This is a genomic window from Roseateles sp. GW823-FHT07B05, assembly GCF_058794515.1.
Genome location: NZ_JBXAGX010000007.1, coordinates 295,336 through 318,112, shown reverse-complemented (window position 1 = coordinate 318,112; position 22,777 = coordinate 295,336). Strand labels below are relative to the sequence as shown.

Annotated in this window: 23 protein-coding genes; 9 read left to right on the top strand and 14 right to left on the bottom strand. The window is 69.1% G+C overall.

Going from position 1 to position 22,777, the window contains the following annotated elements; genetic code table 11:
* Nucleotides 1–102: 102 nt before the first annotated feature.
* Entirely contained in the window at nt 103–975 is an 873-nt protein-coding gene (gene gluQRS, locus AC1Q7O_RS17355; RefSeq protein WP_492660875.1) for a tRNA glutamyl-Q(34) synthetase GluQRS, read from the bottom strand.
* Nucleotides 975–1,943 (bottom strand): LysR family transcriptional regulator, encoded by a 969-nt coding sequence (locus AC1Q7O_RS17350; protein ID WP_492660876.1) that lies wholly within the window; start codon nt 1,941–1,943, stop codon nt 975–977. The genes gluQRS and AC1Q7O_RS17350 overlap by 1 nt, the downstream gene beginning before the upstream one ends.
* A gap of 100 nt (nt 1,944–2,043) precedes the next feature.
* On the opposite strand from AC1Q7O_RS17350, the gene AC1Q7O_RS17345 reads away from it, so the two are divergent.
* Nucleotides 2,044–2,769, top strand: coding sequence for a pirin family protein (locus AC1Q7O_RS17345; RefSeq protein WP_394394662.1), 726 nt, complete (start codon nt 2,044–2,046; stop codon nt 2,767–2,769).
* A gap of 30 nt (nt 2,770–2,799) precedes the next feature.
* Nucleotides 2,800–3,360 (top strand): flavodoxin family protein, encoded by a 561-nt coding sequence (locus AC1Q7O_RS17340; protein WP_492660877.1) that lies wholly within the window; start codon nt 2,800–2,802, stop codon nt 3,358–3,360.
* Nucleotides 3,361–3,511: 151 nt separating this feature from the next.
* On the opposite strand, the gene AC1Q7O_RS17335 is transcribed toward AC1Q7O_RS17340, so the two are convergent.
* A complete protein-coding gene (locus AC1Q7O_RS17335; RefSeq protein WP_492660878.1) occupies nt 3,512–4,705 on the bottom strand; it encodes a DUF1501 domain-containing protein in 1,194 nt (397 codons plus the stop codon).
* Nucleotides 4,706–4,709: 4 nt separating this feature from the next.
* On the bottom strand, nt 4,710–6,230 hold the full coding sequence (locus AC1Q7O_RS17330; RefSeq protein WP_492660879.1) for a DUF1800 domain-containing protein: 1,521 nt from the start codon (nt 6,228–6,230) through the stop codon (nt 4,710–4,712).
* A gap of 213 nt (nt 6,231–6,443) precedes the next feature.
* Here AC1Q7O_RS17330 and AC1Q7O_RS17325 point away from each other — a divergent pair, with 213 nt between their 5' ends.
* Nucleotides 6,444–7,376 carry an intradiol ring-cleavage dioxygenase gene (locus tag AC1Q7O_RS17325; RefSeq protein WP_492660880.1) on the top strand — a complete coding sequence of 311 codons (933 nt, stop codon included), beginning with the start codon at nt 6,444–6,446 and terminating at the stop codon, nt 7,374–7,376.
* Nucleotides 7,373–7,504, top strand: coding sequence for a hypothetical protein (locus tag AC1Q7O_RS17320; protein ID WP_492660881.1), 132 nt, complete (start codon nt 7,373–7,375; stop codon nt 7,502–7,504). Before AC1Q7O_RS17325 ends, AC1Q7O_RS17320 begins: the two co-directional genes overlap by 4 nt.
* A 60-nt stretch (nt 7,505–7,564) precedes the next feature.
* Here the strand turns inward: AC1Q7O_RS17320 and AC1Q7O_RS17315 are convergent, their stop codons facing one another.
* Together AC1Q7O_RS17315 and AC1Q7O_RS17310 are read right to left on the bottom strand one after the other, a co-directional pair.
* A complete protein-coding gene (locus tag AC1Q7O_RS17315; protein ID WP_492660882.1) occupies nt 7,565–8,554 on the bottom strand; it encodes a sulfate ABC transporter substrate-binding protein in 990 nt (329 codons plus the stop codon).
* Nucleotides 8,555–8,629: 75 nt separating this feature from the next.
* Nucleotides 8,630–9,589 (bottom strand): CysB family HTH-type transcriptional regulator, encoded by a 960-nt coding sequence (locus AC1Q7O_RS17310; RefSeq protein ID WP_492660883.1) that lies wholly within the window; start codon nt 9,587–9,589, stop codon nt 8,630–8,632.
* Nucleotides 9,590–9,716: 127 nt separating this feature from the next.
* Here AC1Q7O_RS17310 and AC1Q7O_RS17305 point away from each other — a divergent pair, with 127 nt between their 5' ends.
* Complete coding sequence (locus AC1Q7O_RS17305; protein WP_492660884.1) at nt 9,717–10,595, top strand: dienelactone hydrolase family protein; 879 nt, start codon at nt 9,717–9,719, stop codon at nt 10,593–10,595.
* A gap of 44 nt (nt 10,596–10,639) precedes the next feature.
* Here AC1Q7O_RS17305 and AC1Q7O_RS17300 read toward each other — a convergent pair whose 3' ends face one another.
* The 6 genes from AC1Q7O_RS17300 to AC1Q7O_RS17275 all read right to left on the bottom strand — a co-directional run bounded on the left by AC1Q7O_RS17300 (nt 10,640) and on the right by AC1Q7O_RS17275 (nt 16,135).
* Nucleotides 10,640–11,227 (bottom strand): RBBP9/YdeN family alpha/beta hydrolase, encoded by a 588-nt coding sequence (locus AC1Q7O_RS17300; RefSeq protein WP_492660885.1) that lies wholly within the window; start codon nt 11,225–11,227, stop codon nt 10,640–10,642.
* Nucleotides 11,228–11,240: 13 nt separating this feature from the next.
* Nucleotides 11,241–11,459 (bottom strand): TOBE domain-containing protein, encoded by a 219-nt coding sequence (locus AC1Q7O_RS17295; RefSeq protein WP_492660886.1) that lies wholly within the window; start codon nt 11,457–11,459, stop codon nt 11,241–11,243.
* A gap of 692 nt (nt 11,460–12,151) precedes the next feature.
* Entirely contained in the window at nt 12,152–13,210 is a 1,059-nt protein-coding gene (locus AC1Q7O_RS17290) for a sulfate/molybdate ABC transporter ATP-binding protein (protein WP_492660887.1), read from the bottom strand.
* Nucleotides 13,210–14,094 carry a sulfate ABC transporter permease subunit CysW gene (gene cysW / locus AC1Q7O_RS17285; RefSeq protein WP_492660888.1) on the bottom strand — a complete coding sequence of 295 codons (885 nt, stop codon included), beginning with the start codon at nt 14,092–14,094 and terminating at the stop codon, nt 13,210–13,212. Before cysW ends, AC1Q7O_RS17290 begins: the two co-directional genes overlap by 1 nt.
* Nucleotides 14,091–14,957 carry a sulfate ABC transporter permease subunit CysT gene (gene cysT, locus AC1Q7O_RS17280; RefSeq protein WP_492660889.1) on the bottom strand — a complete coding sequence of 289 codons (867 nt, stop codon included), beginning with the start codon at nt 14,955–14,957 and terminating at the stop codon, nt 14,091–14,093. Before cysT ends, cysW begins: the two co-directional genes overlap by 4 nt.
* A gap of 167 nt (nt 14,958–15,124) precedes the next feature.
* On the bottom strand, nt 15,125–16,135 hold the full coding sequence (locus tag AC1Q7O_RS17275) for a sulfate ABC transporter substrate-binding protein (protein ID WP_492660890.1): 1,011 nt from the start codon (nt 16,133–16,135) through the stop codon (nt 15,125–15,127).
* Nucleotides 16,136–16,256: 121 nt separating this feature from the next.
* Here AC1Q7O_RS17275 and AC1Q7O_RS17270 point away from each other — a divergent pair, with 121 nt between their 5' ends.
* The 3 genes from AC1Q7O_RS17270 (at nt 16,257) to AC1Q7O_RS17260 (ending at nt 19,080) form a co-directional block, all read left to right on the top strand.
* Nucleotides 16,257–17,417 carry a PAS domain-containing sensor histidine kinase gene (locus AC1Q7O_RS17270; protein WP_492660891.1) on the top strand — a complete coding sequence of 387 codons (1,161 nt, stop codon included), beginning with the start codon at nt 16,257–16,259 and terminating at the stop codon, nt 17,415–17,417.
* A 130-nt stretch (nt 17,418–17,547) separates the two neighbouring features.
* A complete protein-coding gene (locus AC1Q7O_RS17265; RefSeq protein WP_492660892.1) occupies nt 17,548–18,195 on the top strand; it encodes a response regulator in 648 nt (215 codons plus the stop codon).
* Nucleotides 18,196–18,291: 96 nt separating this feature from the next.
* The gene (locus AC1Q7O_RS17260) at nt 18,292–19,080 is read left to right on the top strand and encodes a hypothetical protein (RefSeq protein ID WP_492660893.1); all 789 of its coding nucleotides are present in this window, start codon (nt 18,292–18,294) and stop codon (nt 19,078–19,080) included.
* A 26-nt stretch (nt 19,081–19,106) separates the two neighbouring features.
* Here the strand turns inward: AC1Q7O_RS17260 and AC1Q7O_RS17255 are convergent, their stop codons facing one another.
* Nucleotides 19,107–20,162 carry a pirin family protein gene (locus AC1Q7O_RS17255; protein ID WP_492660894.1) on the bottom strand — a complete coding sequence of 352 codons (1,056 nt, stop codon included), beginning with the start codon at nt 20,160–20,162 and terminating at the stop codon, nt 19,107–19,109.
* Nucleotides 20,163–20,394: 232 nt separating this feature from the next.
* Nucleotides 20,395–21,168, bottom strand: a complete 774-nt coding sequence (locus tag AC1Q7O_RS17250) for an FRG domain-containing protein (protein WP_492660895.1) — start codon at nt 21,166–21,168, stop codon at nt 20,395–20,397.
* 225 nt (nt 21,169–21,393) lie between these two features.
* Here AC1Q7O_RS17250 and AC1Q7O_RS17245 point away from each other — a divergent pair, with 225 nt between their 5' ends.
* Nucleotides 21,394–22,776 (top strand): CmpA/NrtA family ABC transporter substrate-binding protein, encoded by a 1,383-nt coding sequence (locus AC1Q7O_RS17245; RefSeq protein ID WP_492660896.1) that lies wholly within the window; start codon nt 21,394–21,396, stop codon nt 22,774–22,776.
* Nucleotide 22,777: the final 1 nt, after the last annotated feature.

The following is a 22,777-nucleotide window of genomic DNA, read 5'->3' as shown; positions in this document are numbered from 1 at the left end:
GCGCAGTGTCTGCACCGTCCGCCGGGGTGCCCAGCGCGCTGCGACGAGCGCCCGGCGTGGGCGACGAGGGCGAGCCGGTGGCGACGAGGGCCCGTCGGCGTTTCAACGCCCCGGGCCGTACCGCGCCGCCCAGGCCTGCTGCGCGGCGGCCAGCGTGTCGGCCAGGCCCAGGTGCGCCGCCGGTGCCGGCAGCCCCAGCCGCGCGGCCGCCTCGCGCAGCCGCGCGGGCGGGTCGGCCAGGTCGATGGCGGCGGCGCCGTTCTGCTTGGACAGCTTGTGCCCGTCCGCGGCCAGCACCAGCGGCGTGTGCAGGTAGCGCGGCGTCGGCAGGCCCAGCGCGCGCTGCAGCGCGATCTGGCGCGGCGTGTTGTCGGCCAGGTCCTCGCCGCGGACGACGTCGGTGATGCGCTGCTCGGCGTCATCGACGACGACCGCCAACTGGTAGGCCCACAGGCCGTCGGCGCGCTTCAACACGAAGTCGCCCACTTCCGCGTCCAGGTCCTGCGACTGCGCGCCGAGCTGCCGGTCCTGCCAGTCGATGTGGCCCGCCACCCGGAAGCGCCAGGCGCGTGCCGGCCGGCCGCGGGTACCTCCACGCTCGGGCCGGCAGGTGCCGGGGTAAATCAGCTCGCCGTGCTTGGCCCGCGGGCCCATCGCCGCGGCGATCTCGGCCCGCGTGCAGGCGCAGCCGTAGGCCAGGCCCGACGCGATCAGCCGGTCCAGCGCCGCCTGGTACAGCTCGCCGCGGCGGGATTGCCAGGTGGGCGGCTCGTCCGGCACCAGGCCGAGCGCCGCGAGCTGGCCGAGGATGAGCGCGTCCGTGCCCGGCGGGCAGCGCGGGCCATCCACGTCCTCGATGCGCACCAGCCACTGCCCGCCGTGCGCGCGGGCGTCCAGCCAGCTGGCCAGCGCGGCCACCAGCGAGCCGGCGTGCAGCGGGCCGGTGGGCGAGGGGGCGAATCGTCCCCGGTACATTAGAGGAGCAGGCCTTCGTGCTGCTCCAGCAGCGCCTTGCGCGTGGCGTCGCTGCGCAGCTTGTCCAGCCACCAGGCCAGCGCCTTGCCGGGCGTCTGGCCCGTGTCGCGCCAGGCGTAGTGCATGACGCCCGCGCGGCGGCCCTCGTAGGTGGCCTTGCGCACGAGGCGGCCGGCCTCCAGGTGGCGGCGCACGATGCTGACCGGCAGCGAGCCGCAGCCCAGGCCTCGCAGCAGCGCCTCCAGCTTGGTGGCCATGGAGGGCATGGTCAGCACGTCCTGCCCCGGCAACAGACCGACAGTGATGGGCCGCAGCGTGCGGGCGCTGTCGGCCACGGCGATGATGCGGTGCTCGGCGATGGCGGCGGCCGTCAGCGGCTCGGGCAGCTCGGCCAGCGGGTGGTGCGGCGCGACGCAGAACGCGAACTCCAGCTCGCCGGCCGGCTCGCAGTGGATGGTGCTGCTGGCCGACTGGGCCGGCACGCCCAGCGCCAGGTCGGCCTGGCCGTGCAGCAGCGCCTCCCAGGTGCCGGCCAGCACCTCCACGCGCAGCTTCAGCCGCGTGGGCGGCGGCGTGCCGTCGTCCAGCCGCTGCGCGTAGAAGGCCTCCATCAGGTCGAACACGGCGCGGCGGGCGATGGCGTCGTCCATCACCAGCGTCAGTTCGCTCTCCCAGCCAGTGGCGATGCGGCGCACGCGGTTGGCCACCGCATCCAGCTCCTGCAGCAGCCGCCGGCCTTCCACCAGCAGCTCCTGGCCGGCGGACGTCAGCACGGCCTGGCGCGAGCTGCGGTCGAACAGCAGCACGTCCAGCGCGTCCTCCAGCTGGCGCACGGAGTAGGTCAGCGCCGACGGCACCCGTCCCATCTCGCGGGCGGCGGCGGCAAAACTGCCGGTGCGGGCGATGGTGTCCATCATGGACAGGGCTTCGGGGGTCAGCGCGCGGCGCTTGTCGAGGGTGTGCGGCATGCGTTCAGTCTATTTGAACGGTGTCCTCAAGCCGTGCTGGTCGATGAGAGACGGGGCGGCTCCTACATTGACTCCATCGCCAACAAGCAAGGAGCCTGAGATGACCACCCAACTGATCAAGTCCAGCGACCGCGGCTACGCCGATCACGGCTGGCTGAAGTCCTTCCACAGCTTCTCGTTCGCCGACTACTACGACCCGGCCCGCATGGGCTTCGGTGCGCTGCGCGTCATCAACGAGGACAAGGTGGCCCCCGGCCGCGGCTTCGGCACGCACGGCCACCGCGACATGGAGATCATCAGCTACGTGCTGTCGGGTGAGCTGGCGCACAAGGACAGCATGGGCAACGGCGAGGTGGGCGGCGCCAACGCGGGCGTCATCCGCCCCGGCGACGTGCAGCGCATGAGCGCGGGCACCGGCGTCATGCACAGCGAGTTCAACCATGCCAAGGACGAGACGACGCACTTCCTGCAGATCTGGATCATGCCGGACCAGCGCGGCATTGCCCCGAGCTACGAGCAGAAGCACTTCGACCCGGCGTCCAAGCGCGGCAAGCTGCGGCTGGTCGCCGCCAACGATGGCGCCGACGGGGCTGTGACCATCCACGCGGATGCCAAGCTGTATGCCGGCTTGTTCGACGGCGCGGAGAGTGCCGAGCTGGCCCTGGACCTCACCCGTCTGGCCTATATCCACGTGGTGCGTGGATCGCTTAACGTCAACGGGCAAGACCTGACGGCGGGTGATGCCTTGCAAGTTCGTGAAGCATCGCGCCTCTCGCTTTCGGCCGGCAAGGACGCCGAGGTTCTCGTTTTCGACTTGGCCGCCTGATCTCTTTCATTCCAACCGAGGAAATCCACCATGAGCAAGATCGTTGTCCTGTACCACTCCGGCTACGGCCACACCAAGAAGGTCGCCGAGGCCGTTGCCGGCGCCGCCGGTGCGCAGCTGATCGCCATCGACGCCGAGGGCAACATCACCGAAGCCGACTGGGCCTCGCTGGCGGCGGCCGACGGCATCGTCTTCGGCACGCCCACCTACATGGGCGGCCCGAGCTGGCAGTTCAAGAAGTTCGCCGACGCCAGCAGCAAGCCCTGGTACGCCCAGGTCTGGAAGGACAAGATCGCCGCCGGCTTCACCAACAGCGCCACGCTGAACGGCGACAAGCAAGGCACCATTCAGTACCTGCACACGTTGAGCCAGCAGCACGGCATGATCTGGGTGGGTATGGGCCTGAAGGCGCCCAACCACAAGGCCGCCACGCGCGACGACATCAACAACCTCGGCGGCTACGCCGGCCTCATCACGCAGACGCCCAGCGACGCGTCGGCCGAAGAGATGGTGCCGGGCGACATCGCCACGGCCAAGACCTTCGGCGAACGCGTGAAGGCGGTCGTCGAGCGCTGGGTTGGGAACCGCTGAACGCGCCCCTCGCGGCATGCGCACCCCGGCTGCGGGCGCATCGCTGCGTTGCAAATGCTCGCCATAGCCCGCTATGGCTCCGCTTTGCGCCTTGCGCTGCATCCCGCAGCCGGGCGCGCACGCTCGCGCGGGGCCCGTTCAGCGGTTCCGCTTAAACCAGCCCGATGTCGCGCGCACTGGCCCCGGGGAAGACCTGGGCCAGCTGCGCCTCGTTAAGGCCGTACATGCGCCTGAACAAGCCGCCCAGCGTCGCCCGGTACTCGTTGAGGACCGGATAGTCACGGTTCTGGAACAGCGTGGCGGCCTTGACCTCCACCTGTTCGCCCGCGATGCGCCCGCCCTTCACGCCGCCGCCCAGCACCCAGTAGGCGCTGCCGTGGCCGTGGTCGGTGCCGCGGTTGCCGTTCTCGCGGACCGTGCGGCCGAATTCGCTGACCACGACGACGACGGTGTTCTGCCACTTCGGCCCCATCTCGTCGGCGAACAGCGCCAGGCCCTTGCCGAGTTCGCTCAGGCGGGTGGCGAGCTGGCCGGTGGCGCCGCCCTGGCCCACGTGGGTGTCCCAGCCGCCCACGTCGATGAAGCCCAGCGTGACGCGCTCGCGCATCAGCCGCGCAATGCGCCGGGCCTCCAGCGCGAAGCCCTTGGCGGCGATGGCGCCACGGCTGGCGGCCTCCATCTCGCCGGCCATCTCGCGCGACACCTCCTCGCGCACCTCGAAGCCGCCACTCACCGTGCCGGCCAGCCGCGTGTTGGCGTACATGCCGGCGATCACCTGCGCCTGGCTCGCGTTGATGGCCGGCTTGCCCAGCTCGCGCAGCGCCTGGTTGGCCACGGGGCGGTCGCCGCGCAGGATCAGCGGCACCTGGTCAGTGAAGGCCATGGCCTCCAGGCGTGAGCTGACCTGCGCACCCGCGCCCAGCACACCGGCCAGCCGGTTCATGAAGCCGCTGCGGAAGTCGCGCGACCCGCCATCGCCCTGGCCCAGCTCGATGTGGTCCTGCGTCTCGAAGTGGCTGCGCGACGTGTCGTGCGTGCCGGCGAACGGCACGAAGGCCAACTCGCCCCGGCCCCACAGCGGCTGCAGGCTGTCGGCCATGGCCGGTGCGAGCCCCCAGTCCGCGTCCAGCGGCAGCGCGTCCTTCCGGGCGATGGCGATGTTGGGGCGCGCCTCGTAGTAGAAGCTGGACGACGTGGGCACCAGCAGGTTGGCCGCGTCGTAGGCGCCGCGCAGAAAGACGACGAGCAGCCGCGGCTGTGATCCCGACACAGCGGGCGCAGCAGCCCAGAGTTGCGCCGGCATCGTGGCGCCCAGGCCGAGTTGGAGCAGGAGGCGTCTATCCATCACATCACCTATGCATGAAGTCGGGGGAGGCCAGCAGGTAGGTGTTCCATTCCTGCGGCGACGTCGCCTGGCCCAGCGCCTGCTGCGTGGCCGCGGCCAGGCGTGGCGCGATGCCGTCGTAGTACAGCGGGTTCGCGATCTGCGGGAAGGCCGGCCGTTCCCTGGCCTCGCCGTCGACCCTGAACAGGCCCGCGCTGCCGCTGCCGATGGCGCGGGCGATCTCGAAGCGGGTGGTCATCTGGCCCGGGCCGGCCCAGGCGTTCTCGTCCAGCGGGTAGCCGTCGGGCGTCTGGCGGTTGTAGGGCGCCTGGCCCAGCCGGTACAGCCAGCCGATCATCGGGCCCGTGTTCAGCACCACCTTGTCGGCATAGGCCAGCCGCACGGCGGAGACGACGTAGTGCGTCGGGTCCTTGAACTTGCGGCCCAGCGAGGCCTCGAACTCGGGCGAGGCCACCATCGTGCGCAGCACATCGGCGATGCGGCCGTCGCTCTGCAGCCAGCGCTGGACCATGCGCTCCACCAGCGCCGGTGGCGGTGTGTCGGCCACGAAGTACTGCGCCAGCCTGGCGCTGACGAAGCGCGCCGTGCTGGGGTGCTTCGCCAGCAGGTCCAGCACCTGTTCCAGTTCGGCCTCGCCCTGGCCCTTCACCGTGATGCCCAGCAGCGTCTTGTCGCCGAAGTCGTGCCGCGCCGGGTTGAACTCCATCGGTCCGTCGCGCCGATACTGTGCCTCCTGCGCGGGCTTCAGTTTGGGCTTCGCGTCCGTCAGGTTCACGCCCAGGCCGGTCAGCACGCGGGCCAGTTCCTGCACGTCCTTCTGGCTGTAGCCACCGCCCACGCCCAGCGTGTGCAGCTCCAGCAGCTCGCGCGCGTAGTTCTCGTTGATGCGGTTGGCGGCGTTTTGCTCGTTGTCGAGGTAGCGCAGCATCACCGGGTGGTGGGCCGTGTAGCCCAGCAGGTCGCGAAAGCGCCCCAGCGCCCGCTCGCGCAGGCCCTGCTCATAGTCGCCCACCATGACGCGCAGGTTGCTCTTGAACTGGTGCACGTTGAAGTGGTTGAACCAGAACCAGGTCAGCTGCTCCTGCACCTGGTTGGGTGAATAGAGCGCGTTGAGCAACGCACGGGCCGAGGCCTCGCGGGCCAGCTGGGTCAGCGCCTGCTGGTAGGCCTTCTGCGCGTCGGCCTTGGCGGCGTCGTCGGTCAGCGCATCCGCGGCCTTGCGCTGCGCCTCCAGGCGCTGCACCAGCGGCAGCAGCGGAGCCTGGGTGATGGACAGGGCCTGGATCTGCGCCTGCGCGGCCTCGGGCAGCGGGGCCGGCGCGCGGGCGGCGAGCTGGGCCTCCAGCCAGGCGCTGCGGCCCTGGCGGCGCACGGCTGCCAGGTCGGCGCTGCCGGCGCCCCAGCTGAGGCGGTCCAGCCACAGCGCGTCGTCGGCGGGCGAGCCCGTGGCGGGAGCCGGGGGCTGCGCGGCGCAGCCGGCCAGCAGGGCGGCGACGCACAGCGCGAGGCGGGGCAGGTGTTTCATCGGGCTGGCCTTGCAGAGGGGGCGGATGGGGCAACGGCGGCCCGGCGCCCCAGGTTGACCGCGGCAGGCTAGCAGAGACCCTGATGCCGCCTGTGTCTGTCGGTTGCCGTCGGGGGCGTCTTTGTGTCCGGGCGGAAACATCTCGCAGACACGCGCGAAACCGGGCCTGGCGACAGTGACGGCAGCCGGCGATGGACGCCGGACTCCTCTCACATGACAAGCAATCTTCCAACTCCGGCGGACACCGGCCCCGAGAACCCATCACGCCGCCGCGGGCTGCTAGGCGCCGCGTTGGGCGGCGCTGCGCTGGCGGGCTGTGCCGCTACCGGCCGCCCGGCCGGCAGTGCTGCCTCGCCGGATGCCGGCACCGAGGCCAGCCTGGCCCGGCTCGTCGCCGGCACCCCCGGCTGCAGCCTGGCGCCGACCGAAACCGAAGGTCCGTTCCCGCTGCGCGCCATGCTGGCCGGCGATGCGCTGCTGCGCGCCGACATCACCGAGGGCCGGCCCGGCGTGCCGCTGGCGCTGCGCATCCGGCTGGTGGACGTCACCCGCGGCTGCCGGCCGCTCGCCGGCGCCTGGGTCTATGTGTGGCACTGCGACCGCGACGGCGCGTACTCGGGCTACGACGGCATGGCCGGCCCGAGCTCCTCGCCGACGACCTTCCTGCGCGGCATCCAGAAGAGCGACGCCGACGGCTGCGTGACGTTCAAAACCGTCTACCCCGGCTGGTACGAGGGGCGCATCACGCACATCCACTGCATGGTGTTCCTGGCCGGCGCACCGCTCACCGGCGCCAGCGCATCACAGGCGACGACGCAGTTCGCCTTCCCGGCGGACGCAACGGCCGCCGTCTACGCCAGCCGGCTGTACGGCAAGGGGCCCAACACCTCGGTGCTGCGGCTGGAGGACGACAACGTGTTCGGCGACGGCGCCGTCAGCGAGATGCTGACGCTGACCGGCAGCGTGGACGCGGGCTTTGCCGCGGGCATCGTCGTGGGGGTGGACCCGAGCGTGTCCAACCCCGTCATGGCCGACGGTCCGCCCGGCGGCATGCCGCCTCCCGGCGGACCGCCGCGCCCGCCGCGCATGGGCTTTGGTGCACCACCGCGCGGCGCGCCGCCTCGTGGCCGGGGCGGGCCGCCGTGAAGAAGAGGCGGCAACTGGCAGTCATGGTCGCGGTCGTGCTGCTGGCCTGGGGCGGGCGGCTGGCCGCGACTGCGGAGGGCACCCGTGGTGCGCTGTATCTGGCCGACGCCGCCGTAGCGCAGCCGTGAATGAGAGAAGGCCAGCGTCCGCAAGGACGCTGGCCTTCCGAATGTCATCAATGCGGGGTCTTACTTGCCGGGGGCGTAGATCTTGTCGAACGTGCCGCCGTCGTCGAAGTGGGTCTTCTGCACCTGGCGCCAGCTGCCGAACAGCTCGTCGATGGTGAACAGCTTGACCGGGCCGAAGGTCTTCGCGTACTTGGCGGCGACCTTGCCGTCACGCGGGCGGTAGTAGTTCTGCGCCGCGATCTCCTGGCCTTCCGGGCTGTACAGGTAGTTCAGGTAAGCCTCGGCCTGCTTGCGCGTGCCGCGCTTGTCGACGACCTTGTCGACGATGGCCACGGGCGGCTCGGCCAGGATGGAGATGCTGGGCGTGACGATCTCGAACTTCTCCGGGCCCAGTTCCTTGACGGCCAGGTAGGCCTCGTTCTCCCACGCGATCAGCACGTCGCCGATGCCGCGTTCGACAAACGTCGTCGTGGAGCCGCGGGCGCCGGAGTCCAGCACCTTGGTGTTGGCGTAGATCTTCTTGACGAAGTCCTGCGCCTGGGCCGGCGTGCCGCCGTTCTTCAGCGAGTAGCCCCAGGCGGCCAGGTAGTTCCAGCGCGCGCCACCGCTGGTCTTGGGGTTGGGCGTGATGACCTCGACGCCGTTGCGCACCAGGTCCGGCCAGTCCTTGATCGCCTTGGGGTTGCCCTTGCGCACCAGGAACACGATGGTCGACGTGTAGGGCGTGGAGTTCTGCGGCAGCTTCTTCTGCCAGTCCAGCGCCAGCAGCTTGTGGTCGGCCAGCGCGTCGATGTCATAGGCCAGCGCCAGCGTGACGACGTCGGCTTCCAGGCCGTCGATGACCGAGCGGGCCTGCTTGCCCGAGCCGCCGTGCGAGGCCTTGATGCTGACGGCTTCGCCGGTCTTGGTTTTCCACTGGGCGGCGAAGGCCTTGTTGAAGTCCTGGTACAGCTCGCGCGTCGGGTCGTAGGAGACGTTCAGCAGCGTGGTCTGGGCAAAGGCGCCGGTGGCGGCGACGGCGAAGGAGAGAGCGGTGAGGATTCGGCGCATGGTGTTGGAGTTAGGAGGGGAGACCTCACTCTAGGGAGGCGGGGATATGCGGGGAACGAAGAAGAACGCTTGAGCTCATGCGGCTTTCGACCAAGCCAGCACGGGCTCGGCCGCCGGCACTTCATGGCGCGCGGCGTCCACCACCTCGCGCCGCAGCGGCGACGCGAAGGTCTGGATGAACTCGTACACGTAGTCGCGCAGGTAGGCGCTGCGGCGCACGGCCAGGCGGGTCATGTTGTCGGCGAACAGGTGGCGGGCGTCGAGGGCGCGCAGGTGGCGGTCGCGCTCCTCGTCGAACGCGATGGCCGCGACGATGCCCACGCCCAGGCCCAGCTCGACGTAGGTCTTGATGACATCGGCGTCCATCGCGGACAGCACGATGTGCGGCGTGAGCTGCGCGGCGGCAAACGCGTCGTCGATGTGGGAGCGGCCGGTGTAGCCGGGCTCGTAGGTCACGATGGGGAACTGCGCCAGGCGCGCCAGCGTCAGCGGGCCGTCCAGCAGCGGATGGTCGGGCGGCACGACGACCGAGTGCGTCCAGCGGTAGCAGGGCAGCGCGACCAGCTCGGGGTACTGCGCCAGCGCCTCGGTGGCGATGCCCACGTCGGCCTCGCCATCGAGCAGCAGCCGCGCGATCTGCTGCGGCGAGCCTTGCTGCAGGTGCAGGCTGACGTCGGGGTGGTGGGCGCGAAAGTCGCGCACGGCGGGTGGCAGCGCGTAACGCGCCTGGCTGTGCGTGGCGGCGATGCGCAGCCGGCCGCTGCCGGCCTGCGCGAAGTCGTCGGCGGCGCGCTTGAGGTTCTCGGCCTCCTGCAGCAGGCGCTCGATGACGGGCAGCACCTGCTCGCCCGGCTCGGTCAGGCCGGTGAGGCGCTTGCCCACGCGCACGAACAGCTCGATGCCCAGTTCCTCTTCCAGCTCGCGGATCTGCCGGCTGACACCGGGCTGGGACGTGTGCAGCGCCTGCGCGACTTCGGTCAGGTTGAAGCCGCGGCGCTGGGCCTCACGGACGGAACGGAGTTGCTGGAAGTTCATGCGGCGGGATTCTGCGAACCGCGCCTTAGTCTGTCGTCGAATGATTCGCCATATCGTTATGCAATTCCTGGCGGTTGCCGGCGCCGGATCGACCTCTACAGTCGCCTTACCCCACAGGAGCCCGTCCATGCACAAGCCGCCCATCCCCGACCAGGCCTGGCCTCTTTTTGACCGCTACGTGCACGGCGACCTCAGCCGCCGTGGCTTCCTGGAGCAGGCGGCCACCTTCACCGGCGGCCCGGCCGGCGCCGCGGCGCTGCTGGCCGCGCTGAGCCCCAACTTCGCGGCTGCCCAGCAGGTCAAGCCCGACGACGCGCGCCTCGTCACGCGCCGCCAGGCCTTCCCGTCGCCCGACGGCACGGGCCAGGTGCAGGGCTATCTCGCCAAGCCGGCGGGCGCCGCGGGCAAGCTGCCGGCGGTGCTGGTGGTGCACGAGAACCGGGGGCTGAACCCGCACATCGAGGACATCGCCCGCCGTGTCGCGCTGGCTGGCTATGTGGCCTACGCGCCCGATGCGCTGGCGCCGCTGGGCGGCTACCCGGGCAACGAGGACGACGCCCGCGCGCTGTTCCAGAAGCTGGACCCGGCCAAGGCCCGCGCCGACATCGTGGCCGGCGCGCGCGGGCTGCTGACGCTGGCCGACGCTAACGGCAAGGTCGGCGTTGTGGGCTTCTGCTACGGCGGCTCGCTGGCCAACCACATCGCCACGCAGCTGCCCGAGGTGGCCGTGGCGGTGCCTTTCTACGGCGGCGCCCCGGCGCTGGAGGAGGTGCCGCGCATCAAGGCGCGGCTGCTGATCCACCACGCCGCCAACGACGAGCGCATCAATGCCGCATGGCCGGCCTACGAGGCGGCGCTGAAGGCGGCCGGCGTTCGCTACGAGCAGCACAGCTATGCCGGCACGCAGCATGGCTTCAACAACGACACCACGCCGCGCTACGACGCGGCGGCGGCGGCGCTGGCGTGGGAGCGGACGCTGGCGGTGTTCAAGGCGGCGTTGGGCTGACGAAAAAGGGCCGCTTCAAGCGGCTCTTGGGCCCTCGTTCAGCATCAGATCGCGAACGCCCATTCCCTGAATTCCGCATGTCGCGGCCGCTGCTCCGCCGCATGGCGTGCCCGCGCCGCCTCGACCCAGCTCTTGGCCACCGGCAAAGGGCCGAAGCCGGACTCGGCGTTGATATGCCCCACGGCACCGAGGTTGCTGTAGCTGGCGCCCCAGCGGTGCGCCCAGCGGGCAGCGCTGGCGGCGCTCATCCATGGGTCGTTGCTGCTGGCCAGCAGGCGCGAGCGGCGCGGCAGGCGGTGGTGGGGCAGGGCTTCGGCGAGCCCGAACTTGTCGGGCTCGGCCGGCGCGACGAACAGCGCTTCGCGGATGGGCGAGTCGGGGTGGTCGGCCAGGTGTTTGGCCAGCGCCAGCGAGCCGAAGCTGTGCGCCACCGCCAGCCATTCGCCCGGGCCCGCCACCTCCAGCGTGCGCTGGATGCGCTCGGCCCAGCGCTCCAGTTCTGGGCGGCTGGGGTCGCGCTGCGTGACGCGGCGGGCGTCGCGGTACTGGCCTTGCAGCCAGGTCTGCCAGTGCGCCGGGCCGCTGTCGTGCAGGCCCGGGATGATGAGGACGCGAGGGGCGCTGTAGGGCATGGCCGTCTCCGGTTCAGAGCGTGGCGATGGACACCTCGGTGGACTTGACCAGGGCCACGACCTCGCGGCCGACTTCCAGCCCCAGGTCCTTGACCGAGCGCGTCGTGATGACGGACGTGACGACGTCACCGCTGCGGGTGATGACGTCGACTTCGGAGACGACGGGGCCTTCGATGATTTCCTTGATGGTGCCGCGGAACTGGTTGCGGACGTTGATGGCGGTGATGCTCATGAGAGGAAGACTCCTGGGTGATGAGCTTCCAGTGTGCGCAGGGCCGTCAGGTGAGGGAACGAATGAAAGTGAGGGTGGGCATGCGCGGGGTGTCTATCGCGGAGGGCTTCGCGCGATGGCGGCTTGGCGCGTGAGGTCCATGCCGGGACATCGCCCCGGCGGGCGACCTTCTTTTTGAGCGACCAAAAAGAAGGCAAAAAGTCGCCCCTGCAAAACCGGCCCTGCGGGCTGCCTTGCGATGCTCGGAACCCAGGGCCGCGGCGAACTCGCTCCGCTACGCTCTGCTCAAACAGGCGCCGCGAGTCAGTTCTTGAGGTGCGCTTCGCGCACGCCCTGGGTTCCTGCGCTTCTCAGCGGTTTTGAAGGGGAGCCCCAAACAGCCCAACAGCCAAACCCGCCAGCCGGCTGGCGCCGGCTGTTCGTCTGCCCCCTTGAGCACCGCCGAGCAACGCAAGCCCCGAAGCCCGCGAGCGCAGCTCGCCTCGACCACTGACTCACGACGACTGTCCGAGCGGAGCGTAGCGGCGCGAGTTCGGCGTGGGGCTTCGGGGCTTGTGTTGCTCGGGCACCCGAGCGAAGCGAGGGCGGTGCGGTCGGGGGGAGCTCTTTGCCTACTTTCTGGCGGTCCAGAAAGTAGGTCGCCCGCCGGGGCGAAATCCCGGCACGGCTCTCACGCGCAGACCCAGTGGCGCTTAGATGCCTGCCCCTGCCTCGAACAGGCTCAACCGGGCAGCACTCAGCTTCACCCGCTGCCCGCCCTGCAGCCGCAGGCCCTCGGCTTCCTCGCGCGTCAGCTCCGCTTCCAGCGGCTGCCCGTCCGGCCCAATCAGCTCGACACGGGCGCTGGCGCCGAAGGACAGCACGCGCTCGACTGTCGCAGACAACCCGGGCGCCGACTCGTCGGTCTGGATCTGCAGCTCATGCGGCCGCGCATAGGCCTGCACCTCGCCCTCGCCATGCGAGCCTGCATGCGGCAGCTGGTGCTCGCCGATGTGCAGCACGCCACCGCGCGCGTGCCCGACGAAGCGATTGACCGCACCCAGGAAGCCGTAGACGAACGGCGTGGCCGGGCGCTCGTAGACCTCCTGCGGCGTGCCGACCTGTTCCACGCGGCCGTGGTCCATCAGCACGATGCGGTCGGCCACTTCCAGCGCCTCGTCCTGGTCGTGCGTGACGAAGATGCTGGTGATGTGCAGCTCGTCGTGCAGCCGGCGCAGCCAGCGGCGCAGCTCCTTGCGGACCTTGGCGTCCAGCGCACCGAACGGTTCGTCCAGCAACAGCACGCGCGGTTCCACGGCCAGCGCGCGGGCCAGCGCGATGCGCTGGCGCTGGCCGCCCGACAGCTGCGGCGGAAAGCGGTCGCCCAGCCAGTCCAGCTGCACGAGCTTGAGCAGCTCGGTGACACGCTTCTTGATCTCGGCCTCCGGCAGGCGCTGCTTGCGGGGCTTCACGCGCAGGCCGAACGCGACGTTGTCGAACACGGTCATGTGGCGGAACAGCGCGTAATGCTGGAACACGAAGCCGACCTGGCGCTCGCGCACGTGGGTGTCGGAGGCGTCCTGGCCGTCCAGCAGCACGCGGCCGCGGTCGGCCTGCTCCAGGCCGGCAATGATGCGCAGCAGCGTCGTCTTGCCGCAGCCCGAGGGGCCCAGCAGCGCGACCAGTTCGCCGGTGGGGAAGTCCAGCGACACGTCACCGAGGGCGGTGAAGTTGCCGAAGCTCTTGTGGATGTTCTGGACCTGGATGCCCATCATGCTTCCTTGACGTTCGACTGGCTGGCGCGCCACTCGATGAATTGCTTGATCACCAGCGTCACCAGCGCGAGCAGCGCCAGCAGCGAGGCCACGGCGAAGGCGGCGGCGAACTGGTATTCGTTGTAGAGGATCTCGACGTGCAGCGGCAGCGTGTTCGTCAGGCCGCGGATATGGCCCGACACCACCGACACCGCGCCGAACTCGCCCATTGCCCGCGCGTTGCACAGGATGACGCCGTACAGCAGGCCCCACTTGATGTTGGGCAGCGTGACGCGGCGGAAGGTCTGCCAGCCGCTGGCGCCCAGCACGGTGGCGGCTTCTTCCTCGTCCTTGCCCTGGGCCTGCATCAGCGGGATCAGCTCGCGGGCGACGAACGGGAAGGTCACGAACACGGTGGCCAGCACGATGCCGGGTACGGCGAAGATGATCTTCACGTCGTGCTCCTGCAGCCAGGGCCCGAACCAGCCCTGCGCGCCGAAGATCAGCACGTACATCAGGCCGGCCACGACGGGCGAGACCGAGAACGGCAGGTCGATCAGCGTGATGAGCAGCTGCTTGCCGCGGAACTCATGCTTGGCGATCAGCCAGGCCGCGCTGACGCCGAACACGAGGTTCAGCGGCACCGCGATGACGGCCGCCGTCAGCGTGAGCTTGATGGCCGAGAAGGTCTCCGGGTCGGCCAGCGACGCGAAGTACAGCTCCCAGCCCTTGCGCAGCGCCTCGGTGAACACGGCCACCAGCGGCAGCAGCAGGAAGATGGCGAAGAAGCCCAGTGCCAGCGTCAGCAGCGTGAACCTCACCAGCGGCGATTCGCGCGTGGCGGGGTTGTCCTGGTACTTGGCGCGGGCACGGGCCGGCGCGAGATGGAGAGCCGTGCTCATCGGGCACCTCGTTTGCTGGTCCAGGCCTGCAGCCCGTTGATGATGAGCAGCAGCACGAAGCTGAAGATCAGCATGACGGCCGCGATGGCGGTGGCGCCGACGTAGTCGTACTGCTCCAGCTTGGAGATGATCATCAGCGGCGTGATCTCGCTGACCAGCGGGATGTTGCCGGCGATGAAGATCACCGAGCCGTACTCGCCGACGGCGCGCGCGAAGGCCAGCGCGAAGCCGGTCAGCAGCGCCGGCAGCAGCGTGGGCAGCACGACGAAGCGGAAGGTCGTCCAGCGCTGCGCACCCAGCGACGCGGCGGCTTCTTCCAGCTCGGTCTCCATGTCCTCCAGCACCGGTTGCACGGTGCGCACGATGAAGGGCAGGCCGATGAAGATCAGCGCCAGCAGCACGCCCAGCGGCGTGAAGGCGATCTTGGTGCCCTCGGGGCCGAACAGGAAGGCCAGCGCGCCGCCCGGGGCGAAAAGCGAGCCGACCCAGCCGTTGGGCGCGTACAGCGCCGTCAGCGCGATGCCGGCGACGGCGGTGGGCAGCGCGAAGGGCAGGTCGATGAGGGCGTCGACCAGCTTCTTGCCCGGGAACTCGTAGCGCACGATGCACCAGGCCAGCATCAGCCCGAACACGAGGTTGATGAGCGCGGCGATCAGCGACGCGCCAAAGCTGAGCTTGTACGACGCGATGACACGCGGCGACGTGGCCGCGGCCCAGAAGGCGTCCAGGCCGTGGCCCGACGACTTCAGGAACACCGCGGCCAGCGGGATCAGCACGATGAGGGACAGGTAGAACAGCGTGAAGCCGAGCGTCGGCGCGAAGCCGGGGAGCACGCGGCGTCTACCCAGGGAGAAGGAAGCCATGTTGTTGTGATTGGTTTTGCATTTGGGGCCGAGCGCCGGGCCGCCCCAAGCCGGCCCACGTGGGCGATGTGCGAGCGGCTTAACGCCGCGAGCATCGCCATCCCCTCGGGGGATCGACCAGACCCGCCCGCGTTCAGCGCGGCGGGCTGGGCGAGGGGCTAACAGTCCTACCGTTTGATGCTCGCCATCACCTGGTCAAACGAGCCGCCGTCCGCAAAGTGCTGCTTGCTGACCTTGGCCCAGCCGCCCAGCGTCTGGTCCACCGTGAACAGCTTGATGTTGGCGAAGCGCTGCTGGTGCTTCTTGAAGATGGCCGGGTCGCGCGGGCGGAAGTTGTTCTTGGCGATGATTTCCTGCGCTTCCGGGCTCCAGTGGAAGTCCAGGTAGGCCTTGGCCAGCGCGGCCGTGCCCTTCTTGGCGGCGACCTTGTCGACCAGCGCGACCGGCGCGTCCGTCTCGATGGAGATGCTGGGGTTGACCTGCTCGAAGTTGCCCTTGCCGAACTCGTTCTCGATCAGCTCCACCTCGGCCTCGAAGGTGACGAGCACGTCACCGATGCCGCGCTGTGTGAAGGTGGTGGTGGCACCGCGGCCGCCGCCGTCCAGCACGGGCACGTTGGTCAGCACTTTGGTGACCAGCTCGCGCGCCTGGGCCTCGGTGCCGCCATTGGCGATGACGCTGCCCCAGATGGCCAGGTAGCTGTAGCGGCCGTTGCCCGTCACCTTGGGGTTGGGCAGGATGACCTGCACGCCGGGGCGGGCCAGGTCGGTCCAGTCCTTGATGCCCTTGGGGTTGCCCTTGCGCACCAGGAAGGTCATCGTCGACGAGTAGGGCGCCGCGGCGTTGGGGAAGCGGCTGCGCCAGTCGGTGGGCGTGAGGCCGCTGCTGGCGAGCTGGTCCACGTCGGTGGCCTGGTTCATCGTCACCACGTCGGCTTCCAGGCCGCCGATGACGGCGCCGATCTGCTTGCTGGAGCCGCCGTGGCTCTGGTTCACGGCGACGGTCACGCCCTTGGCCTTCTGGGCGGCGATGAAGGCCGGATTGATCTGCTTGTACAGCTCGCGGGCCACGTCGTAGGAGACGTTCAGCAGCGTCGGGTCCGCGGCGAGCGCGGGCAGGGCGGTGGCGGAAGCAATCAGCGCGAGGACGGTGCGGCGGGTGGGCAGGAAGGAGGGCATGGCGGACCGGTCGATGGAACGAAGCCGCGAGGGTGCCCGAAGTCGCTTATTCGCGGAACGACAGTTTCCTTATTTCCTTATTCGAATTGCGCCAAAGCGTGGCACAGAGCTTGCACCTCTCATGAGCATGCCGTTCGCCCTGACCACCCCACCCGTGGCCTCCGAGGAGGCCAACCGCCGGCTGACTCTGCTGCTGGAAAGCACCGGCGAGGGCATCTTCGGCATCGACATGGGCGGCTTCTGCACCTTTGTGAACCGCGCCGCCTGCGATCAGCTCGGCTGGCGCACCGAAGAGGTGCTAGGCCGCAACATGCACGCGCTCATCCACCACTCGCACGGCGACGGTGCCCACTACCCGGAGTGCGACTGCCCCATCTTCAACGCGTTCCGCCGCGGCGAGCCCTGCCGCATCGACGACGAGGTGCTGTGGCGGGCCGACGGCAGCGCCTTCCCGGCCGAGTATTCGAGCTACCCGGTCATCGAGCATGGCGAGGTGCAGGGCGCCGTCGTCACCTTCGTCGACATCTCCGCCCGCCGCCAGGCCGAGGCCGCGCTGCGCGCCAGCCATGACGAGCTGGAGCAGCGCGTGGCCCAGCGCACCGCCCAGCTGCGCGAGCTGGCCCACCACCTGGAGGCCGCCCGCGAGGCGGAGCGCAAGCGCATCGCCCGCGAGGTGCACGACGAGCTGGGCTCGCTGCTCGTGGCGCTGAAGATGGACGTGGACTGGCTGGCCCGCCGCGTGGGCGACCCCGGCCAGCGCGAGCCCATGGTGGCCAAGTGCCAGCGCATGGGCGGCCTGGTAGACACGGCGGTCGATTCGGTGGGCCGCATCATCACGGACCTGCGCCCCAGCATCCTCGACCACCAGGGCCTGTGGGCCGCGCTGGAGTGGCAGGCGCAGGAGTTCCAGCGCGCCGGCAGCGACGAGTGGCAGGTGGACGTCAAGATGCATGTCGCCGCCGGCGTCGCGCCGCCCGAAGGGGGCCTGGCCATTGCCGTGTTCCGCATCTTCCAGGAGGTGCTGTCCAACGTGGCGCGGCATGCGCGGGCGCGCCGGGTCGCCATCCGCATCGACGTGGACGCGCCGCCCGCGCCGGTGCTGTACCTGCAGGTGCGTGACGACGGCGTGGGCGCGGCGCCCGAGGCGCTCGCCGACCCGCGCAGCTACGGTGTGCTGGGCATGCGCGAGCGGGCCGCGCATTTCGGCGGGCGCATCGGCATCGAGAGCGCCCCCGGCCGCGGCACGACGGTTCGGCTGGTCATGCCGCTGGAGCAAGCATGAAGCCCCTCGTCCAAGGGGTACCTTGGCCGGTCCCCCGGGGGGACGGCGATGCTTGCCGGATTGACCGTCAAGCAAATCGCCAGGACGGGCCGGCTTGGGAGCGGCCCGGCGCTCGGCCCGTGGAGAGAACATGATTCGTGTGCTGATCTGCGACGACCACCTCATCGTCCGCCAGGGCATCAAGCAGGTGCTGGCCGAGGCCGAGGACATCCGCGTGGTCGGCGAGGCCGCCAACGGGCCCGAGGCCATCCAGCTGGCGCGGGCGGTGCAGGTGGACGTCGTGCTGCTGGACATCGCGATGCCGCAGCGCGACGGGCTGGACATCCTGAAGGTGCTGAAATCCGAGTTCCCCCGGCTGCCGGTGCTGATGCTGTCCACCTACCCCGACCGCCAGTACGCCGTGCGCAGCCTGAAGCTGGGCGCCGCCGGCTACCTGAACAAGAGCGCCGACAGCGAGCAGATGATCGACGCCGTGCGCAGCGTGGCGCGCGGCAAGCTGTTCATCACGCCCAGCGTGGCCGAGCAGCTGGCCGGCGCCATCGGCGCGGGCGGGCGCACGCCGCAGGACGAGCAGCCGCTGCACGAGACGCTGTCGCACCGCGAGCACCAGGTCTTCCAGCTGCTGGCTGCCGGCCGCAGCGTCGGCGAGATCGCCGGGCAGCTGGTGCTGTCGCCCAACACGGTGTCCACCTACCGGGCCCGCGTGCTGGAGAAGCTCGGCGTGCGCAACGACGTGGAGCTGGCGCTGTTCGCCGTGCGCCGTGAACAACTGGGATAGGTGTGCTTTCAAAAAAGTAAAACCGCGTTCCGTTTTTGCGCGTTACATTGCCGGCCGCATGCAACACCGCGCCGGCTGGCGCACAGAAAGAGTTCCATGAGCGCCACCCAAGCCATCGCCGAAGCCTTCACCACCGCCCGCGCCGCCGGTCGTTCCCTTGACGCCTACCCCGGCACGCCGCCCGCCACGCTGGCCGAGGCCTACGCCATCCAGGCCGCCGCCATCGCCCGCTGGCCCGACGCCGTCAAGGGCTGGAAGGTGGCCCGCGTGAACCCGGCGTTCGCCGCGCAGTTCCCCGAGGAACGCCTGATCGGCCCGGCGTTTGCGCCCAACGTCCACCATGTCGAGGCTGGCGGCACCGCCACCTGCCCGGTGTTCGAGGGCGGCTTCGCGGCCGTGGAGGCCGAGGTCGTCATCGTCGTCGCGCAGGACGGCCCGGCCGGCAAGGCCGACTGGACGGCCGACACCGTCGCGCCCTTCGTCAAGTCCATGCACATCGGCGTGGAAGTGGCCAGCAGCCCGCTGGCGACGCTGAACGACGTCGGCCCGGGCGCGGTGATTTCCGACTTCGGCAACAACTGGGGCGTCGTCGTCGGCGCCGAGATCGCCAACTGGCGCGAGCTGGAAACGATCGACGTCGAGACCTTCATCGACGGCAAGTCGGTCGGCACCGGCAAGGTCGCCATCAAGCCGGGCCCGCTGGGCGCGCTGGCCTTCACGCTGAACAAGCGTGCGCAGCAGGGCACGGTGCTGAAGGCCGGCGACGTGATCTCCACCGGCATGATCACTGGCGTGCACGACATCCGCATCGGCCAGCAGTCGCGGCATGTGTTTGCCGGCGCGGGCGAGGTCAGCGTGCGCATCACGAAGGCCGCGGGCCGCTGAGCAGCTGAGCGGCCGAGCCGAGGGGCTCAGGCCTCCTGCGACGGGAACCGGTCGGTGTGGCCGTCCGCGTGCCGGGCGAAGCGGTCGGCGCTGTCGCCGTGCACCGGCGCCGGGTCGGGCCAGGGCCAGCCGCCGAACTGCGTGCGGCGGTAGTCCTCGAAGGCCTGGCGCAGCTCCTGCTCCGTGTTCATGACGAACGGGCCGTATTGCGCGACCGGCTCGCCGATAGGTCGGCCCTGCAGCATCAGCAGCTCCGCGGCGTCGGTGCCCTCGTTGACGAGCGTGACCGCGGCTCCGGCCCGCAATTCCATCGAATGCCGCACGGCCACGGGCTGGCCGTCCACGGCGAGGCGCGAGCCGGCGAAGAAATAGAGCTTGCGGCGCGTGCCGTCGCCCATCGCTGCGGGCAGCACCCAGCGCGCGCCGGGTTCCAGGCGCAGCGTCCAGATGGCCAGGTCTGCGTGCAGCCGCGAGGCCCACGAATCCGGCGGCGGCGACAGCGGGGACAGGACGCCGTCGGGGACGGGCAGGGCGCCCGCGATGCAGACCACGTCCGTCGCGCGCCCGGCCTCATCGACGAAGCGGTGCCGCGGGATGTCCTGCGACCAGAACATCGTGAAGTGCGGCGCCACCATCTTGCTGTCCGCCGGCAGGTTCAGCCAGATCTGGAACAGCTCCAGCGGGTTGGGCTGGTCGGTGCGCAGCAGCGGGAACATCTCCGCGTGCACGATGCCCCGGCCGGCCGTCAGCCACTGCACGTCGCCCCCGCCGAAGCGCGCGGCGGCACCCAGCGAGTCGGCATGGTCGATGCGACCCTGGCGCACGATGGTCACCGTCTCGAAGCCACGGTGCGGATGGGCCGGAAAGCCCGGCACCTGCTGGCCGTGGTACATGCTCCAGCCCGCTTTGCCCGAGAAATCCGAACCGATCTGGCGGCCCTTCAACAACGCGGCATCCGGCCCATGGCGGCCGTTGCCGGGCGGGTAGGCGTCGTCGTGATGCACGCAGAACAGGAAGGGATCGAGCGTGTCCCAGGGCATACCCAGCGGGGCGATGGAGAGAAGGGTGTCGGGGTGGGGCATGTGATGTGACGGTGCGCTTGCGCCGCCGAGCGAAGTCCGGACACGGGCGCGCGAAACTGTGCTGCTGCCCAACAGCGCGTCGCCTATGCCAACCTTGCCGGACCGCAGTAAGCAGGTTGGGGTGAAGGAGCTGAACCCCAAAGTGTGCAGTTGATATAACTGCGCTGTGGTTTGCCTTGCACTCCAAACTAGGGGCTGGCCTAGCTGCTGAATATTCAGCGTTGATGAGGAGCTAGAACTCGTCCCCTACGAAACCTGTGGTGCGGCCTGATTCAAGATTCGGCTGGATCTCAAGCTGGAAATTTGAGAACATTGATGAGCCAATGAGATCAGGGAAAAGCGACGCATGGTTTATATTCATGTTGTTGAGCGCGGCGAGCATGTCTGCGCGAATATTGTCCGGAAATTCAAATTTGTACATGGTGACGTATTCTTGGTCCTTGCTTGAGGACACAAGCTCGTCTGCGCTCGAACCTACAGGTACGTCAAGAAAGAGGCCGTTCTGACTCACGAGACGCTGGTTCTCATGATCGAAAGGATGGACAACTCTTAACCCGTTTGCCGCACCCCCAACAGGCCAGAATTCTTCAATATCAGATTCAAATATTGCCCAGAGAGCACGCTTCCCCGACTCGCATGGGCCGAAGAGCGAGAAGAACAGCGCAACGTAAGGCGAACGGCTCCAATCGAGCAGCGGTGTATACAGGCCAAAATGCTGTCCTAGAGCCCACACTCGATCATCGCTTGCAGACGTGAGATCGAGGGTGCATCTGCCGCGAATATTGCGCTTAAACGATTGTAGATGCTGGGCAGCAAGTTGTTGAATTTGGTTTGCGTCAGCGGTTGGATAAGTTTTTCGAATGGCTCTGGTAAGACTGGACTCCAGTCTCCATTGGCTGTCTGCCTGCCCGCGAAAAATATATCCCTCGTAGTGAGTGAAGTATTCGTCGATTTGGGAATGAAGGTCGTGCCAGTGGTGTGCGGCGACTGTCTCGATGATGGCCATTCGAGTTCCAACTTGTTCTGGGATCGCGGGCGTCGCTTGCCGGCGCGCTGCGCGTGTGTAGGTGGGCTGATGATGCCAGCCGCGTTGATCTCTCGGCCCTTTCTACCGCCCTCTGCCACTCCAGGTTTCCCCTCGTAGTGCCACCCCTACAAAAACTCACCGCCCACCACGATTCCGCGGCGGTGCGTCGGTTCCTAGAGTCGCTCCCAACCCCAGGAGCACGCTATGACCCATGATCCCTACGACGCTGACCGGCCCTTGCTGATGCACTGCGCCTGCGGCCGCCACGGCAGCGCCGCCGAGCATGCAGCGGATGAACTGAAGTCCCGCAGCGAGACGGCGGACTTCGAGGCTGAATCGGCCAGCTTCGTCGAGGCGTCGCTCGTGAAGGCGCTGTTCCCGCAGGACGCGCTGCGGCGCCGCTTCCTGAAGGCCGTGGGCCGCAACACGGCGATGGCCGCCATCTCCAGCGTGCTGCCCGTCGCGTCGCTGCAGGCGATGGCCCAGGGCACTACGGGCCCGCTGGAGAAGAAGGACCTGAAGATCGGCTTCATCCCCATCACCTGCGCCACGCCGCTGATCATGGCGCACCCGCTGGGCTTCTATGCCAAGCAGGGGCTGAACGTGGAGGTCGTGAAGACGGCGGGCTGGGCGCTGATCCGCGACAAGATGCTGAACAAGGAGTACGACGCGACGCACTTCCTGTCGCCGATGCCGCTGGCCATCAGCCTGGGGCTGGGCGCGCCGGCCACGGCCATGAACGTGGCGACGATCCAGAACACCAACGGCCAGGCGATCACGCTCAGCGTCAAGCACAAGGACAGGCGCGACCCGGCGACCTGGAAGGGCTTCAAGTTCGCCGTGCCCTTCGAGTACTCGATGCACAACTTCCTGCTGCGCTACTACGTGGCGGAAGCGGGGCTGGACCCGGACCGCGACATCCAGATCCGCGTGGTGCCGCCGCCCGAGATGGTGGCCAATCTGCGGGCCGGCAACATCGACGGCTTCCTGGGCCCCGACCCGTTCAACCAGCGCGCGGTGTTCGAGGAGGTGGGCTTCATCCACATCCTCACCAAGGAGCTGTGGGACGGCCACCCCTGCTGCGCATTCGGCACCAGCAGCGAGTTCATCCAGAAGCACCCCAACACCTTCATCGCGCTGTACCGCGCGGTGCTGACGGCCGCCGCGATGGCGCGCCAGGCCAAGAACCGCGAGCTGATCGCCAAGGTCATCGCGCCGCAGGCCTATCTGAACCAGCCCGAGACCGTCATCGCCCAGGTGCTGACCGGCAAGTTCGCCGACGGCCTGGGCAACGTGAAGGTGGTGCCCGATCGCGCCGACTTCGACCCCATGCCCTGGCAGGGCATGGCCGTGTGGATGCTGACGCAGATGAAGCGCTGGGGCTACCTGAAGGGCGACGTCAACTACAAGCAGATCGCCGAGAAGGTGTTCCTGCTGACGGACGCCAGGAAGCAGATGAAGGCGCTGGACATGGCCGTGCCGGACGACAGGGCCGGCGGCTACCCGAAGTTCAAGGTCATGGGCCGGGAGTTCGACCCGGCCAAGCCCGATGCCTACGTGAACAGCTTCGCGATCAAGCGCACCTGAG

Bases quoted from the DNA above. Each gene is read 5' to 3' on its own strand.
- AC1Q7O_RS17290 (WP_492660887.1), bottom strand. From the start codon at position 13,210: ATGGGCATCCAGGTCCAGAACATCCACAAGAGCTTCGGCAACTTCACC.
- cysW (WP_492660888.1), bottom strand. From the start codon at position 14,094: ATGAGCACGGCTCTCCATCTCGCGCCGGCCCGTGCCCGCGCCAAGTAC.
- AC1Q7O_RS17250 (WP_492660895.1), bottom strand. From the start codon at position 21,168: ATGGCCATCATCGAGACAGTCGCCGCACACCACTGGCACGACCTTCAT.
- AC1Q7O_RS17265 (WP_492660892.1), top strand. From the start codon at position 17,548: ATGATTCGTGTGCTGATCTGCGACGACCACCTCATCGTCCGCCAGGGC.
- AC1Q7O_RS17310 (WP_492660883.1), bottom strand. From the start codon at position 9,589: ATGAACTTCCAGCAACTCCGTTCCGTCCGTGAGGCCCAGCGCCGCGGC.
- AC1Q7O_RS17245 (WP_492660896.1), top strand. From the start codon at position 21,394: ATGACCCATGATCCCTACGACGCTGACCGGCCCTTGCTGATGCACTGC.
- AC1Q7O_RS17295 (WP_492660886.1), bottom strand. From the start codon at position 11,459: ATGAGCATCACCGCCATCAACGTCCGCAACCAGTTCCGCGGCACCATC.
- AC1Q7O_RS17330 (WP_492660879.1), bottom strand. From the start codon at position 6,230: ATGAAACACCTGCCCCGCCTCGCGCTGTGCGTCGCCGCCCTGCTGGCC.
- AC1Q7O_RS17335 (WP_492660878.1), bottom strand. From the start codon at position 4,705: ATGGATAGACGCCTCCTGCTCCAACTCGGCCTGGGCGCCACGATGCCG.
- AC1Q7O_RS17260 (WP_492660893.1), top strand. From the start codon at position 18,292: ATGAGCGCCACCCAAGCCATCGCCGAAGCCTTCACCACCGCCCGCGCC.
- AC1Q7O_RS17255 (WP_492660894.1), bottom strand. From the start codon at position 20,162: ATGCCCCACCCCGACACCCTTCTCTCCATCGCCCCGCTGGGTATGCCC.
- gluQRS (WP_492660875.1), bottom strand. From the start codon at position 975: ATGTACCGGGGACGATTCGCCCCCTCGCCCACCGGCCCGCTGCACGCC.
- AC1Q7O_RS17275 (WP_492660890.1), bottom strand. From the start codon at position 16,135: ATGCCCTCCTTCCTGCCCACCCGCCGCACCGTCCTCGCGCTGATTGCT.
- AC1Q7O_RS17300 (WP_492660885.1), bottom strand. From the start codon at position 11,227: ATGCCCTACAGCGCCCCTCGCGTCCTCATCATCCCGGGCCTGCACGAC.
- AC1Q7O_RS17325 (WP_492660880.1), top strand. From the start codon at position 6,444: ATGACAAGCAATCTTCCAACTCCGGCGGACACCGGCCCCGAGAACCCA.
- AC1Q7O_RS17315 (WP_492660882.1), bottom strand. From the start codon at position 8,554: ATGCGCCGAATCCTCACCGCTCTCTCCTTCGCCGTCGCCGCCACCGGC.
- AC1Q7O_RS17345 (WP_394394662.1), top strand. From the start codon at position 2,044: ATGACCACCCAACTGATCAAGTCCAGCGACCGCGGCTACGCCGATCAC.
- AC1Q7O_RS17350 (WP_492660876.1), bottom strand. From the start codon at position 1,943: ATGCCGCACACCCTCGACAAGCGCCGCGCGCTGACCCCCGAAGCCCTG.
- cysT (WP_492660889.1), bottom strand. From the start codon at position 14,957: ATGGCTTCCTTCTCCCTGGGTAGACGCCGCGTGCTCCCCGGCTTCGCG.
- AC1Q7O_RS17340 (WP_492660877.1), top strand. From the start codon at position 2,800: ATGAGCAAGATCGTTGTCCTGTACCACTCCGGCTACGGCCACACCAAG.
- AC1Q7O_RS17305 (WP_492660884.1), top strand. From the start codon at position 9,717: ATGCACAAGCCGCCCATCCCCGACCAGGCCTGGCCTCTTTTTGACCGC.
- AC1Q7O_RS17270 (WP_492660891.1), top strand. From the start codon at position 16,257: ATGAGCATGCCGTTCGCCCTGACCACCCCACCCGTGGCCTCCGAGGAG.